The organism is Enterobacter sp. KB-280D8, assembly GCF_041399405.1.
Taxonomy (GTDB): domain Bacteria; phylum Pseudomonadota; class Gammaproteobacteria; order Enterobacterales; family Enterobacteriaceae; genus Enterobacter; species Enterobacter cloacae_N.
This window is the reverse complement of record NZ_JBGKEC010000012.1, coordinates 1-14,666: the sequence shown is the minus strand read 5'-3', so window position 1 is coordinate 14,666 and position 14,666 is coordinate 1. Positions and strand designations below refer to the sequence as shown.

Here is a 14,666-nt window from a genome sequence, read left to right as displayed (position 1 = left end):
CCTCAAGGGAGAGGGGGTCGTCCATGCAAACATTATTTTGTGGGGATCCCTCAGCCTACAGGGAGAGGGAGAAAACACCAAAAACAGCAACGAATGTTGCCGTTGTGCGTTTACCTCCATTCAGACCATTCCTGACAGTCTTCCATATTTCCTCCATTTTTCCGCTGTGTTAGCTGACTAAACTAGTATCATTCCCCGAAGTGTTTCAGGATGAGAACGTATAACGATGAAAGGCAGTAACAAATCCCGCTGGGCAATCGCCGCAGGCATCATTGTGGTGGCCCTTGCCGCCGCCTGGTACTGGCACAGCCAATCCGCAAATTCCGCATCCCCCGCCGGTGCCAGCAGTCAGGCGCAGCGCCCGGCTGGCGGCGGCCGTCACGGCATGCGTGGCGGTGCGCTGGCGCCAGTTCAGGCGGCGACGGCGGTGAGCAAAGCCGTTCCGCGTTATCTGACGGGGCTCGGAACCATTACCGCCGCGAATACCGCCACGGTGCGCAGCCGCGTGGACGGTCAGCTCATCGCGATCCACTTCCAGGAAGGTCAGCAGGTCAAAGCCGGCGATCTGCTGGCGGAAATCGACCCCAGCCAGTTTAAGGTCGCCCTCGCCCAGGCGCAGGGACAGCTCGCGAAAGACAAAGCCACTCTCGCCAACGCCCGGCGCGATTTAGCGCGCTACCAGCAGCTGGTGAAAACCAATCTGGTATCGCGTCAGGAGCTGGACACCCAGCAGTCGCTGGTCAGCGAAACGCAGGGCACCATCAAAGCCGACGAGGCTGCCGTCGCCAGCGCGCAGCTGCAGCTGGACTGGAGCCGCATCACCGCGCCGATTGACGGTCGCGTGGGCCTGAAGCAGGTCGATATCGGCAACCAGATCTCCAGCGGCGACACCACGGGCATCGTGGTGATCACCCAAACCCACCCGATTGATTTAGTCTTTACCCTGCCGGAAAGCGATATCGCGACCGTCATTCAGGCGCAAAAAGCCGGTAAAGGCCTGGTAGTGGAAGCCTGGGACCGCACCAACAAGCAGAAGCTGAGCGAGGGTTCCCTGCTTAGCCTGGATAACCAGATCGACACCACCACCGGCACCATCAAGCTGAAGGCACGCTTTAACAACCAGGACGACGCCCTCTTCCCGAACCAGTTCGTCAACGCGCGAATGCTGGTCGCGACCGAAGAGAACGCGGTGGTGATCCCCACCGCAGCGCTGCAGATGGGTAACGAAGGTAGCTTCGTCTGGGTGCTGAACAGCGACAACAAAGTCAGCAAGCATCTGGTGAAAACCGGGATTCAGGACAGCCAGACGGTGGTCATCAGCGCCGGGCTCTCCGCAGGCGACCGCGTGGTCACCGACGGCATCGACCGCCTGACCGAAGGCGCGAAAGTAGAAGTGGTTGAACCTGCGAAACAGGGAGCGACCTCCTGATGCAGGTTATGCCCCCGAGCTCTACAGGTGGGCCATCACGCCTGTTCATCCTTCGCCCTGTCGCCACCACGCTGTTAATGGTGGCGATCCTGCTGGCCGGGATCATTGGCTACCGCTTCCTGCCCGTGTCGGCGCTGCCGGAAGTGGATTATCCCACCATCCAGGTGGTGACGCTGTATCCTGGCGCCAGCCCGGACGTCGTGACGTCCGCCATTACCGCCCCGCTGGAGCGCCAGTTTGGTCAGATGTCCGGGTTAAAACAGATGTCCTCCCAGAGTTCCGGCGGGGCATCCGTCGTGACGCTGCAGTTCCAGCTGACGCTGTCGCTGGACGTCGCCGAGCAGGAGGTGCAGGCCGCGATTAACGCCGCTACCAACCTGCTGCCGTCCGACCTGCCTAACCCGCCGGTCTACAGCAAGGTCAACCCGGCGGATCCGCCGATCATGACGCTTGCCGTTACCTCCTCCGCCATGCCGATGACCCAGGTCGAAGACATGGTCGAAACGCGCGTGGCGCAGAAAATTTCGCAGGTCTCCGGCGTCGGCCTCGTCACGCTGGCGGGCGGTCAGCGCCCCGCCGTGCGCGTGAAGCTTAACGCGCAGGCGATTGCCGCGCTGGGGCTGACCAGCGAAACCATCCGCAGCGCCATCAGCAGCGCCAACGTCAACTCGGCAAAAGGCTCGCTGGACGGCCCGACCCGTGCGGTCACCCTCTCGGCGAACGACCAGATGCAGTCCGCCGACGAATACCGTCAGCTGATTGTGGCCTACCAGAACGGCGCGCCGATCCGCCTGGGCGACATCGCCACTGTGGAACAAGGGGCAGAAAACAGCTGGCTCGGCGCGTGGGCGAACAAGCAGCAGGCGATCGTGATGAACGTGCAGCGCCAGCCGGGCGCCAACATCATCGAAACCGCCGACAGCATTCGCAGCATGCTGCCGCAGCTGATTGAAAGCCTGCCGAAATCGGTCAGCGTGAAGGTCCTGTCCGACCGCACCACCAACATTCGTGCCTCGGTCACCGACACCCAGTTCGAGTTGATGCTGGCGATTGCGCTGGTCGTCATGATCATCTACCTGTTCCTGCGCAACGTCCCGGCAACCATTATTCCCGCCGTCGCCGTGCCGCTCTCGCTGGTCGGGACCTTTGCGGTGATGGTGTTCCTCGACTTTTCGATTAACAACCTGACGCTGATGGCGCTGACGATTGCCACCGGGTTCGTAGTGGACGATGCTATCGTCGTTATCGAGAACATCTCGCGCTATATCGAGAAAGGCGAAAAGCCGCTGGCCGCCGCGCTGAAAGGCGCAGGGGAAATCGGCTTTACCATTATCTCGCTGACCTTCTCGCTGATTGCGGTGCTGATCCCACTGCTGTTTATGGGCGATATCGTCGGGCGGCTGTTCCGCGAGTTTGCCGTGACGCTGGCGGTCGCCATTTTGATCTCCGCCGTGGTGTCGCTGACCCTGACGCCGATGATGTGCGCCCGCATGCTGAGTCATGAATCCCTGCGCAAGCAAAACCGCTTCTCGCGCGCCTCCGAGCGGATGTTCGAGCGGATTATTGCCGCCTACGGTCGCGTGCTGGCGAAAGTCCTCAACCATCCGTGGGCGACGCTCGGCGTAGCGCTGGGCACGCTGGCACTCAGCGTGATGCTGTGGATTTTCATTCCGAAAGGTTTCTTCCCGATCCAGGACAACGGCATTATTCAGGGCACGCTTCAGGCCCCGCAGTCGGTCTCCTTCGCGAACATGGCGCAGCGCCAGCAGCAGGTGTCTGAAATCATCATGAAGGATCCGGCGGTAGAGAGCCTGACGGCCTACGTCGGCGTGGACGGCACCAACCCGTCGCTCAACAGCGCGCGTCTGCAGATCAACCTCAAGCCGCTGGATGAGCGCGACGACCGCGTGAACGCCGTCATTGAACGGCTGCAAAACGCCGTGGCCCGCGTCCCGGGCGTTGAGCTTTATCTGCAGCCTGTTCAGGATTTGACCATTGATACCCAAGTCAGCCGCACGCAGTATCAGTTCACGCTGCAGGCCACCACGCTTGACGCCCTCAGCACATGGGTGCCGCAGCTGGTGGAAAAACTGAACACCCTGCCGCAGCTCGCCGACGTCAGCAGCGACTGGCAGGACAAGGGGCTGGCGGCGTACGTGAACGTCAACCGCGACACTGCCAGCCGTCTGGGCATCACCATGTCTGATGTGGACAATGCCCTGTACAACGCCTTCGGTCAGCGCCTGATCTCCACCATCTACACCCAGGCGAATCAGTACCGCGTGGTGCTGGAGCACAACACGGAGAACACGCCCGGCCTGGCCGCGCTGGACTCGGTGCGCCTGACCAGCAAAGACGGCGGCATTGTGCCCCTTAGCGCCATCGCCACGGTGGAGGAGCGCTATACCCCGTTGTCGATTAATCATCTGGATCAGTTCCCGTCCACCACCATTTCCTTCAACGTGTCGGACAGTTATTCTCTCGGCGAAGCGGTGGAGGCCATCCAGGCTGCTGAAAAAGCGCTCAGCTTCCCGTCCGATATTCAGACCCAGTTCCAGGGCAGCACCCTGGCGTTCCAGGCGGCGCTGGGGAACACCGTCTGGCTGATTGTCGCTGCGGTAGTGGCGATGTACATCGTGCTTGGCGTGCTGTACGAAAGCTTTATCCACCCGATCACCATCCTCTCCACCCTGCCGACGGCGGGCGTGGGGGCGCTGCTGGCCTTAATGCTGGCGGGCAGCGAGCTGGACGTCATTGCCATCATCGGCATCATCCTGCTGATCGGCATCGTGAAGAAAAACGCCATCATGATGATCGACTTCGCCCTGGCCGCCGAGCGCGAGCAGGGCATGTCGCCGCGCGATGCCATCTTCCAGGCCTGCCTGCTGCGTTTTCGTCCGATCCTGATGACCACACTGGCGGCCCTGCTGGGCGCGTTGCCGCTGATGCTCAGCACCGGCGTCGGTGCGGAGCTGCGCCGCCCGCTGGGTATCGGCATGGTCGGCGGTCTGCTGGTGAGCCAGGTGCTAACGCTCTTTACCACGCCGGTGATCTACCTGCTGTTTGACCGCCTGGCGCTGTGGACCAAAAGCCGCTTCCCGAAGCGTGAAGAGGAGGCGTAAGTGAAGCTTTTCGCCCTCTTCATTTATCGCCCGGTGGCGACGATTTTAATCTCGCTCGCCATTACTCTCTGCGGCGTGCTGGGCTTCCGCCTGCTGCCTGTTGCCCCGCTGCCGCAGGTGGATTTCCCGGTGATCATGGTCAGCGCCTCGCTGCCGGGTGCGTCACCGGAAACCATGGCGTCATCGGTCGCCACCCCGCTGGAGCGTTCGCTCGGGCGGATTGCGGGGGTCAACGAGATGACCTCCAGCAGCTCGCTCGGCAGCACGCGCATCATTCTGGAGTTCAGCTTCGACCGGGATATTAACGGTGCGGCGCGCGACGTGCAGGCGGCCATCAACGCCGCGCAAAGCCTGCTGCCGAGCGGGATGCCGAGCCGTCCGACCTACCGCAAGGCCAACCCGTCCGATGCGCCAATCATGATCCTGACGCTGACCTCGGATACGTACTCGCAGGGTCAGCTTTACGACTTTGCGTCTACCCAGCTGGCGCAGACAATCTCACAAATTAATGGCGTCGGTGACGTAAGCGTCGGCGGCAGTTCTTTGCCCGCCGTGCGCGTGGGCTTAAACCCGCAGGCGCTGTTCAACCAGGGCGTGTCGCTGGACGATGTGCGTTCCGCCATCAGCAACGCCAACGTGCGCAGGCCCCAGGGGGCAATTGAGGACGGCAGCCACCGCTGGCAGCTCCAGACCAACGACGAGCTGAAAACCGCAGCCGAGTACCAGCCGCTGATTATTCACTACAACAACGGCGCGGCGGTGCGCCTGAGCGACGTCGCCAGCGTCACCGACTCGGTGCAGGATGTGCGCAACGCCGGGATGACCAACGCGAAACCGGCGATCCTGCTGATGATCCGCAAGCTGCCGGAAGCGAACATTATCGAGACGGTGAACAGCATCCGCGCCCGTCTGCCGGAACTGCAGGAGACGATCCCGGCGGCAATCGATCTGCAGATTGCCCAGGATCGCTCCCCGACTATTCGCGCCTCGCTTGAGGAGGTGGAGCAAACGCTGATTATCTCCGTCGCGCTGGTGATCCTGGTGGTCTTCCTGTTCCTGCGCTCCGGCCGCGCGACGCTGATCCCGGCGGTGGCGGTGCCGGTTTCGCTGATCGGCACCTTTGCCGCCATGTACCTGTGCGGGTTTAGCCTTAACAACCTGTCGCTGATGGCCCTGACGATTGCCACGGGCTTCGTGGTGGATGACGCCATCGTGGTGCTGGAAAACATTTCCCGCCACCTGGAAGCGGGCGTGAAGCCGCTGCAGGCTGCGCTGCAGGGCACGCGCGAGGTGGGCTTTACGGTGCTCTCCATGAGCCTGTCGCTGGTGGCGGTGTTCCTGCCGCTGCTGCTGATGGGCGGGCTGCCGGGCCGGCTGCTGAGGGAATTTGCCGTCACCCTTTCCGTCGCCATCGGGATTTCACTGGTGATTTCCCTGACGCTCACGCCGATGATGTGCGGCTGGATGCTCAAGCGCAGCAAGCCCCATTCGCAGCCGCGCCGCAAAGGCTTTGGTCGTTTTCTGATGACGATGCAGGAAGACTACGGCAAATCGCTGAAGTGGGTGCTGAACCATACGCGGCTGGTCGGCCTGGTACTGATCGCCACCATTGGGCTTAACGTCTGGATGTATATCACCATTCCGAAAACCTTCTTCCCGGAGCAGGACACTGGCGTGCTGATGGGCGGCATTCAGGCGGACCAGAGCATTTCATTCCAGGCGATGCGCGGCAAGCTGCAGGACTTTATGAAGATCATTCGTGAAGATCCGGCGGTGGATAACGTCACCGGCTTTACCGGCGGCTCGCGCGTCAACAGCGGGATGATGTTTATTACCCTGAAACCCCGCGGCGAGCGCAGCGAAACCGCCCAGCAGGTGATTGACCGTCTTAGGGTTAAACTCGCCAAAGAGCCGGGGGCAAACCTGTTTTTGATGGCCGTTCAGGATATCCGCGTCGGTGGGCGCCAGGCTAACGCCAGCTATCAGTACACGTTGCTCTCGGACGATTTAGCCGCCCTGCGCGAGTGGGAGCCGAAGATCCGCAAGGCGCTGGCCGCCCTGCCCCAACTGGCGGACGTGAACTCCGATCAGCAGGACAACGGCGCGGAGATGGCGCTCACCTACGACCGCGAAACCATGTCGCGGCTGGGCATTAACGTTGAAGCCGCCAACAGCCTGCTGAACAACGCCTTCGGCCAGCGCGAGATCTCTACCATCTACCAGCCGATGAACCAGTACAAGGTGGTGATGGAAGTTGACCCGCGCTACACCCAGGACATCAGCGCCCTGGACAAAATGTTTGTGATTAACAGCGACGGCAAGGCGATACCGCTCTCCTACTTTGCCAGCTGGCGGCCGGCCAACGCGCCGCTGTCTGTGAACCACCAGGGGTTGTCAGCGGCGTCGACCATCTCCTTTAATCTCCCCGCCGGTTCGTCGCTTTCTGAGGCCAGTGACGCAATCAACCGCGCGATGACGCAGCTTGGCGTGCCGTCCACCGTGCGCGGCAGCTTTGCCGGGACCGCGCAGGTGTTCCAGGAGACGATGAACTCGCAGGTGATTTTGATTCTGGCGGCCATCGCCACGGTCTATATTGTGCTGGGCGTGCTGTACGAAAGCTACGTTCACCCGCTGACCATCCTCTCGACGCTGCCGTCAGCGGGCGTGGGGGCGCTGCTGGCGCTGGAGCTGTTCGGCGCGCCGTTCAGTCTCATCGCGCTCATCGGGATCATGCTGTTGATCGGCATCGTGAAGAAAAACGCCATCATGATGGTGGACTTCGCGCTGGACGCCCAGCGCAACGGCAGCCTGTCGCCGGAAGAGGCGATCTTCCAGGCCTGCCTGCTGCGTTTTCGTCCGATCATGATGACCACCCTGGCGGCGCTGTTTGGCGCGCTGCCGCTGGTTATCTCGGGCGGAGACGGCTCAGAGTTGCGCCAGCCGCTGGGGATCACTATTGTCGGCGGCCTGGTCATGAGCCAGCTGCTGACGCTATACACCACGCCGGTGGTCTATCTGTTCTTCGACCGCCTGCGGCTGCGCTTTTCGCGTAAAAACAGAACCACGGTGACCGAGTAGATGACCGATCTCCCCGCTAACGTTCGCTGGCAGCTATGGATAGTCGCTTTCGGCTTCTTTATGCAGTCGCTGGATACGACCATCGTCAACACCGCTCTCCCCTCCATGGCGAAAAGCCTGGGGGAGAGCCCGCTGCATATGCATATGGTTATTGTCTCCTACGTGCTGACGGTTGCCGTGATGCTGCCCGCCAGCGGCTGGCTGGCGGACAAAGTGGGGGTGCGGAATATCTTCTTTACCGCCATCGTGCTGTTTACCACCGGCTCGCTGTTTTGCGCTCAGGCCAACACCCTCGACCAGTTGGTGATGGCGCGGGTGCTGCAGGGCATCGGCGGCGCGATGATGGTGCCCGTAGGGCGCTTAACGGTGATGAAGATTGTGCCGCGCGAGCAGTACATGGCGGCGATGACATTTGTGACCCTCCCCGGTCAGGTGGGGCCGCTGCTGGGCCCGGCGCTCGGCGGCATTCTGGTGGAGTACGCCTCCTGGCACTGGATCTTCTTAATCAACCTGCCGGTGGGCATCGTCGGTGCTATCGCCACCCTGGCGCTGATGCCGAACTACAAAATGCAGACCCGCCGCTTCGACTTCTTTGGCTTTATCCTGCTTGCGGCGGGCATGGCAACGCTTACTCTGGCGCTCGACGGACAAAAAGGATTGGGTATTTCGCCCCTGACGCTCGGGCTGCTGATCGCGCTCGGCGTTACCGCCATACTGTGGTATCTGTGGCACGCCAGCGGTAACGATAAGGCGCTCTTCAGCCTGAACTTGTTTAAAAACCCTACCTACCGCCTTGGTCTGTTCGGCAGCTTCGCCGGACGTATCGGCAGCGGCATGCTGCCGTTTATGACGCCCGTGTTTCTGCAAATTGGTATGGGCTTTTCGCCGTTCCACGCGGGCCTGATGATGATCCCGATGGTGCTCGGCAGCATGGGGATGAAGCGCATCGTGGTGCAGGTGGTGAACCGCTTTGGCTACCGCCACGTGCTGGTGACCGCCACGCTGGGGCTGGCGCTGGTGAGCCTGCTGTTTATGGCCACGGCGCTGATGGGCTGGTATTACGTTCTGCCGCTGGTGCTGTTCTGTCAGGGGATCGTCAACTCCATGCGCTTCTCGTCAATGAATACCCTGACGCTGAAGGACCTGCCGGACGAACTGGCGAGCAGCGGCAACAGCCTGCTGTCGATGATTATGCAGCTCTCCATGAGCGTCGGGGTGACCATCGCGGGCTTACTGCTCGGCATGTACGGCCAGCACCACCTCAGCGTCGACACGCAGGTGGCGCATCAGGTCTTTTTGTATACCTATCTCAGCATGGCGGTCATCATCGCCCTGCCCGCTTTCATCTTCGCCAGAGTGCCGGATGATACCAGCAAGAACGTCGTGATTAGGCGCGGCAAAAGGAGTGGATCATGAAATTCTGGCGTCCGGGCATTACCGGCAAGCTCTTTCTGGCAATTTTTGCTACCTGTATCGTCCTGCTGATCACCATGCACTGGGCGGTGCGGGTCAGCTTCGAGCGCGGCTTTATTGATTACATCAAGCATGGTAACGAGCAGCGTTTACAGGGCTTAAGCGATGCGCTGAGCGAACAGTACGCCCAGCACGGTAACTGGCGCTTTCTGCGCAATAACGACCGCTTTATTTTCCAGATCCTGCGTTCGCTGGAGCACGATACCGGCGACGATCGCCCGGGGCCAGGCATGCCGCCGCACGGCTGGCGCACCCAGTTCTGGGTGATTGACCAGGACATGCGCACGCTGGTTGGCCCGCGTTCGCCCATCCCGCCGGACGGCACTCGCCGGGCGATCAAAGTCAATAACGCCACCGTCGGCTGGGTTATCGCCTCCCCGGTGGAGCGCCTGACGCGCAACACCGACATCAACTTTGACCGACAGCAGCGCCGGACCAGCTGGTTGATTGTCGCCCTCTCCATCCTGCTCGCCGCGCTCGCCACCTTCCCGCTGGCGCGCGGTCTGCTCGCCCCGGTGAAACGGCTGGTGGAGGGCACGCACAAGCTGGCCGCCGGGGATTTCACCACCCGCGTCGATACCCGCAGCCAGGACGAACTGGGCAAGCTGGCGCAGGACTTTAACCAGCTCGCCAGCACGCTGGAGAAGAACCAGCAGATGCGCCGCGACTTTATGGCCGATATTTCCCACGAGCTGCGCACCCCGCTGGCGGTGCTGCGCGGCGAGCTGGAGGCCATTCAGGACGGCGTACGCCAGTTTACGCCAGAATCGGTGGCCTCTTTGCAGGCGGAGGTGGGCACGCTCACCAAGCTGGTGGACGATCTCCACCAGCTCTCCATGTCCGACGAAGGGGCGCTGGCCTACCAGAAGGCCCCCGTCGATGTGATTAACGTGCTCGAAGTTGCCAGCGGCGCCTTCCGGGAACGGTTTGCCAGCCGCAACCTGAAAATCGACCTCTCCCTGCCGGACAGCGCGGTGGTGTTCGGCGACAAAGACCGACTGATGCAACTGTTCAATAACCTGCTGGAAAATAGCCTGCGCTACACCGACAGCGGCGGCGGGCTGCATATCTCTGGCAGGCAGGAAAATGGACGCTTTGCCCTTACCTTCGCGGATTCCGCCCCCGGCGTGCAGGACGCGCAGCTGGAAAAACTGTTCGAGCGTTTTTACCGCACCGAAGGCTCACGCAACCGCGCCAGCGGCGGTTCCGGCCTGGGGCTGGCGATTTGCGTTAACATCGTCGAGGCGCATAATGGCACCATTCGCGCCGCCCATTCGCCTTTTGGCGGGGTTAGCATTACAGTAGAGTTACCTCTGGAACGGGATTTATCGAGGGAAGCATGACCGAGTTACCGATTGACGAAAACACGCCGCGCATTTTGATTGTCGAAGACGAGCCCAAGCTGGGGCAGTTGCTGATCGACTATTTACGCGCCGCCAGCTACGCCCCTTCGCTGATCAGCCACGGCGACCAGGTGCTGCCGTACGTGCGCCAGACGCCGCCGGACCTGATCCTGTTGGATCTGATGCTCCCAGGCACCGACGGCCTGACCCTGTGCCGTGAAATTCGCCGCTTCTCCGAGGTGCCCATCGTCATGGTCACCGCCAAAATTGAAGAGATTGACCGCCTGCTGGGGCTCGAAATTGGCGCAGACGATTACATCTGCAAACCCTACAGCCCGCGTGAAGTGGTCGCCCGCGTGAAAACCATTCTGCGCCGCTGCAGGCCGCAGCGCGAGCTTCAGGTGCTGGACGCCGAAAGCCCGCTGATTGTCGACGAAAGCCGTTTCCAGGCGAGCTGGCGAAGCAAGCTGCTGGACCTGACGCCTGCGGAATTTCGCCTGCTGAAAACCCTCTCCCACGAGCCGGGAAAAGTGTTCTCCCGCGAACAGCTGCTGAACCACCTGTATGACGATTACCGCGTGGTGACCGACCGCACCATCGACAGCCACATCAAAAACCTGCGCCGCAAGCTGGAGGCGCTGGACGCCGAGCAGTCGTTTATCCGCGCGGTGTATGGCGTGGGGTATCGCTGGGAAGCGGATGCGTGCAGGATTGCGTAAATAAACACCCCCTCACCCTGCCCTCTCCCCAAAGGGGAGAGGGTGTTTGAGTCCCCTCGCCCCTTTGGGGAGAGGGTTAGGGTGAGGGGCAAAGCTTTACCTCCCTCCCCCGCAGCGCTACAATGCCCGCCCTTAAAGTGGGGGATCTCCCCTTACCGCTGCACCTGGTGCACGCGGATCTGACCTGTCATCAGAACGAGAACAAACATGTTTAAACCGGAACTCCTTTCCCCGGCGGGAACGCTGCAGAATATGCGTTACGCTTTCGCCTATGGTGCCGACGCCGTTTACGCGGGCCAACCGCGCTACTCGCTGCGCGTGCGTAACAACGAATTCAACCACGAGAACCTGCAGCTCGGCATCAACGAAGCGCACGCTCTGGGCAAAAAATTCTACGTGGTCGTGAACATCGCGCCGCACAACGCCAAGCTGAAAACGTTCATCCGTGACCTGAAGCCGGTGGTGGACATGGGGCCGGACGCGCTGATCATGTCGGACCCGGGTTTAATCATGCTGGTTCGGGAGAACTTCCCGGAGATGGATATTCACCTCTCCGTACAGGCTAACGCCGTCAACTGGGCGACGGTCAAGTTCTGGAAGCAGATGGGGCTGACCCGCGTCATTCTGTCCCGCGAACTTTCGCTGGAAGAGATCGAAGAGATCCGCACCCAGGTGCCGGATATGGAAATCGAGATCTTCGTTCACGGCGCGCTGTGCATGGCCTACTCCGGCCGCTGCCTGCTCTCCGGCTACATCAACAAGCGCGACCCGAACCAGGGCACCTGCACCAACGCCTGCCGCTGGGAATATAACGTCCAGGAAGGCAAAGAGGACGACATCGGCAACATCGTCCACAAGCACGAGCCTATTCCGGTGACCAACGTCGAGCCTACGCTGGGCATCGGCGCGCCAACCGACAGCGTGTTTATGATTGAAGAAGCCAAACGTCCGGGCGAGTACATGACCGCCTTTGAAGACGAGCACGGCACCTACATCATGAACTCGAAAGATCTGCGCGCCATTGCCCACGTTGAGCGTCTGACCCAGATGGGCGTACACTCCCTGAAGATTGAAGGCCGTACCAAATCCTATTACTACTGCGCGCGTACCGCGCAGGTGTACCGCAAAGCCATCGACGATGCGGCAGCCGGTAAACCGTTCGATACCAGCCTGCTGGAAACCCTGGAAGGCCTGGCACACCGCGGCTATACCGAAGGCTTCCTGCGCCGTCATACCCATGACGACTACCAGAACTACGAGCACGGTTACTCGGTTTCCGAGCGCCAGCAGTTTGTCGGCGACTTCACCGGCGAGCGCAAAGGCGCGCTGGCGGCCGTCGCGGTGAAAAACAAGTTCACCAAAGGCGACAGCCTGGAGCTGATGACCCCGCAGGGCAACATGAACTTCACGCTGGAGCATCTGGAAAACGGTAAAGGCGAAGCGATTGACGTGGCGCCGGGCGACGGTCATACCGTCTGGCTGCCGGTGCCTGAAGAGGTGGAGCTGAAGTTCGCGCTGCTGATGCGTAACTTCAACGGTGAAAGCACCCGAAACCCACACGGCAAATAGTCAATCAGGGAAATTTTTTCGCGCTGGGATAATTCTTAGAATCGGATCACATACCGCTTCGTTCAATACGGGTATTATCCCCCCGCTGAAAAACATAACCCATAAATGCTAGCTGTACCAGGAACCACCTCCTTAGCCTGCGTAATCTCCCTTACGCGGGCTTATTTTTTGCCTTCTCTTTCCTCAACCCAGGCAATAAGTTCGTCGATTTGCCTCTCTGAGAACACGGCGATCCCATGCTCTGCAAGCAACGATGCAGCAACCCCCCTCCCGGCTTTCTGTATACCGCGAAAAGAACCGTCATAAATAAACTCACTGCCGCACGTTGGGCTGCCATCGGTTAACAATGCAGCGCTACACCCCGACGCCTGAGCAGCGCGTAGCGCGAGCCAGGCTGCAAGCTGATAATGTTCAGTCACATCCTGCCCTGTATTTTCAATAATTCTGGCTTGTCCGTGCATCACGTCTTTGCCATCAGCGGACATAATCTCTGCCGGAGGACGAGGTACAGGCAGCCCGGCCGCAAGTTCAGGGCAGTGGATAACCAGACGTTGTTCCTGGTGCCAGCGAGCGAGTTGCTCATTCATTCGCGCTTTTTCACTTCCGTTATAACGGACCCTCAAGCCCATCAGGCAAGCGCTTACCAAAATTTTATTCATCATCACTTTCCTGTGATTACATTAATCTCATCGCTGAAGTGTAACGCGCTTTCGTGCCTGTTTTGTTCCTTTCATCCTGTTCTTACCCGCTTTTTCCCTCTCTGCTATACACTCTTACTAACGCTAAAAAAGGGAGCAGCGCGGATGGCAACCTATCCAGACAGTTTATTGATTCTCAATGGCAAAAGTGCGGGCAACGATCTGTTGCGTCAGGCGATTATTGGCCTGCGTGACGAAGGCGCGCGTATCCACGTCAGAGTGACGTGGGAAAAAGGCGACGCGGCACGCTACATCGACGAAGGCTTAGCGTTAGGCGTCAGCACCATTATTTCCGGCGGCGGCGACGGCACCATCAATGAGATCGCCTCTGCGCTTATTGGCCTGCCCCCGGCAGACCGCCCGGTGATGGGCATTTTACCCCTTGGTACTGCCAATGATTTTGCCACCAGCGCCGGGATCCCGGAAGATTTAGAAAAGGCGCTCCAGCTGGCGATCCGCGGCAAAGCCACCGCCGTGGATATCGCCCAGGTGAATGATAAAACCTGCTTTATCAATATGGCGACCGGCGGGTTCGGCACGCGCATCACCAGCGAAACGCCGGAAAAACTGAAGGCGGCGCTGGGCGGCGTATCATACCTGATCCACGGCCTGATGCGCATGGACACCCTTAAGCCGGACCGCTGCGAAATTCGCGGCGAGGATTTTCAGTGGCAGGGTGACGCGCTGGTGATTGGGATTGGCAATGGCCGCCAGGCAGGCGGCGGGCAGCAGCTCTGTCCGGAGGCGCTAATCAATGACGGTCAACTACAGCTGCGTATTTTCACCGGCGACGGCCTGCTGCCCGCGCTGTTTACCACGCTGACGCAGCCGGAAGAGAGCCCGAATATCATCGCCGGGAAATCGGCGTGGTTTGAGGTGAATGCTCCGCACGGGATGACCTTTAACCTCGACGGAGAGCCGCTGAGCGGGACGCAGTTCCGCATTGAGGTGCTACCCGGCGCGCTGCAGTGTCGGCTGCCGCCGGACTGCGTGCTTTTGCGCTGATGTTTACACGGTGCGCGATCATGCCCTCACCCCAACCCTCTCCCACAGGGCTGAGGGATCCCCAGTAATTTATAAGCAGAAGCAATAAGGTTGTTTCAGAATGAGTTAAAGCTATCAGCGACGCCCTGGTCCGGCTGTAAATCGCCGAAGCGTTTCCGTAAGGCCGGGGCGAGGCGCAGGGATGCGCCGAGAGGGCGTGGCCTGCAGGGATGCAGGCTCATGCCCGACCC

At 60.6% G+C, this 14,666-nt stretch carries 9 protein-coding genes; 8 read left to right on the top strand and 1 reads right to left on the bottom strand.

Features of this window, described 5'->3' with window-relative positions:
* Window positions 1-226: 226 nt before the first annotated feature.
* The 7 genes from AB8818_RS20570 to yegQ all read left to right on the top strand — a co-directional run bounded on the left by AB8818_RS20570 (window position 227) and on the right by yegQ (window position 12,733).
* Window positions 227-1,429 (top strand): MdtA/MuxA family multidrug efflux RND transporter periplasmic adaptor subunit, encoded by a 1,203-nt coding sequence (locus tag AB8818_RS20570; RefSeq protein ID WP_371200004.1) that lies wholly within the window; start codon window positions 227-229, stop codon window positions 1,427-1,429.
* A complete protein-coding gene (locus AB8818_RS20565; RefSeq protein WP_192984946.1) occupies window positions 1,429-4,551 on the top strand; it encodes an MdtB/MuxB family multidrug efflux RND transporter permease subunit in 3,123 nt (1,040 codons plus the stop codon). The genes AB8818_RS20570 and AB8818_RS20565 overlap by 1 nt, the downstream gene beginning before the upstream one ends.
* Complete coding sequence (mdtC, locus tag AB8818_RS20560) at window positions 4,552-7,629, top strand: multidrug efflux RND transporter permease subunit MdtC (RefSeq protein ID WP_192984944.1); 3,078 nt, start codon at window positions 4,552-4,554, stop codon at window positions 7,627-7,629.
* Window positions 7,630-9,045 carry an MFS transporter gene (locus AB8818_RS20555; protein ID WP_192984942.1) on the top strand — a complete coding sequence of 472 codons (1,416 nt, stop codon included), beginning with the start codon at window positions 7,630-7,632 and terminating at the stop codon, window positions 9,043-9,045.
* A complete protein-coding gene (baeS, locus tag AB8818_RS20550; RefSeq protein ID WP_192984940.1) occupies window positions 9,042-10,445 on the top strand; it encodes a two-component system sensor histidine kinase BaeS in 1,404 nt (467 codons plus the stop codon). Before AB8818_RS20555 ends, baeS begins: the two co-directional genes overlap by 4 nt.
* On the top strand, window positions 10,442-11,164 hold the full coding sequence (baeR, locus tag AB8818_RS20545; protein ID WP_163330208.1) for a two-component system response regulator BaeR: 723 nt from the start codon (window positions 10,442-10,444) through the stop codon (window positions 11,162-11,164). The genes baeS and baeR overlap by 4 nt, the downstream gene beginning before the upstream one ends.
* 207 nt (window positions 11,165-11,371) lie before the next feature.
* The gene (yegQ, locus tag AB8818_RS20540; RefSeq protein ID WP_032652696.1) at window positions 11,372-12,733 is read left to right on the top strand and encodes a tRNA 5-hydroxyuridine modification protein YegQ; all 1,362 of its coding nucleotides are present in this window, start codon (window positions 11,372-11,374) and stop codon (window positions 12,731-12,733) included.
* A gap of 161 nt (window positions 12,734-12,894) precedes the next feature.
* On the opposite strand, the gene AB8818_RS20535 is transcribed toward yegQ, so the two are convergent.
* The gene (locus AB8818_RS20535) at window positions 12,895-13,395 is read right to left on the bottom strand and encodes a DUF523 domain-containing protein (protein ID WP_192984938.1); all 501 of its coding nucleotides are present in this window, start codon (window positions 13,393-13,395) and stop codon (window positions 12,895-12,897) included.
* Between the two features lie 141 nt (window positions 13,396-13,536).
* Between AB8818_RS20535 and yegS the strand changes: the two genes are divergently transcribed.
* The gene (gene yegS / locus AB8818_RS20530) at window positions 13,537-14,436 is read left to right on the top strand and encodes a lipid kinase YegS (protein WP_192984936.1); all 900 of its coding nucleotides are present in this window, start codon (window positions 13,537-13,539) and stop codon (window positions 14,434-14,436) included.
* The last annotated feature ends 230 nt before the right edge of the window (window positions 14,437-14,666 follow it).

What these genes read in the sequence shown, in the direction of transcription:
- yegQ (WP_032652696.1), top strand. Translation starts at nt 11,372, where the DNA reads ATGTTTAAACCGGAACTCCTTTCCCCGGCGGGAACGCTGCAGAATATG.
- yegS (WP_192984936.1), top strand. Translation starts at nt 13,537, where the DNA reads ATGGCAACCTATCCAGACAGTTTATTGATTCTCAATGGCAAAAGTGCG.
- baeR (WP_163330208.1), top strand. Translation starts at nt 10,442, where the DNA reads ATGACCGAGTTACCGATTGACGAAAACACGCCGCGCATTTTGATTGTC.
- AB8818_RS20535 (WP_192984938.1), bottom strand. Translation starts at nt 13,395, where the DNA reads ATGATGAATAAAATTTTGGTAAGCGCTTGCCTGATGGGCTTGAGGGTC.
- AB8818_RS20565 (WP_192984946.1), top strand. Translation starts at nt 1,429, where the DNA reads ATGCAGGTTATGCCCCCGAGCTCTACAGGTGGGCCATCACGCCTGTTC.
- AB8818_RS20570 (WP_371200004.1), top strand. Translation starts at nt 227, where the DNA reads ATGAAAGGCAGTAACAAATCCCGCTGGGCAATCGCCGCAGGCATCATT.
- AB8818_RS20555 (WP_192984942.1), top strand. Translation starts at nt 7,630, where the DNA reads ATGACCGATCTCCCCGCTAACGTTCGCTGGCAGCTATGGATAGTCGCT.
- baeS (WP_192984940.1), top strand. Translation starts at nt 9,042, where the DNA reads ATGAAATTCTGGCGTCCGGGCATTACCGGCAAGCTCTTTCTGGCAATT.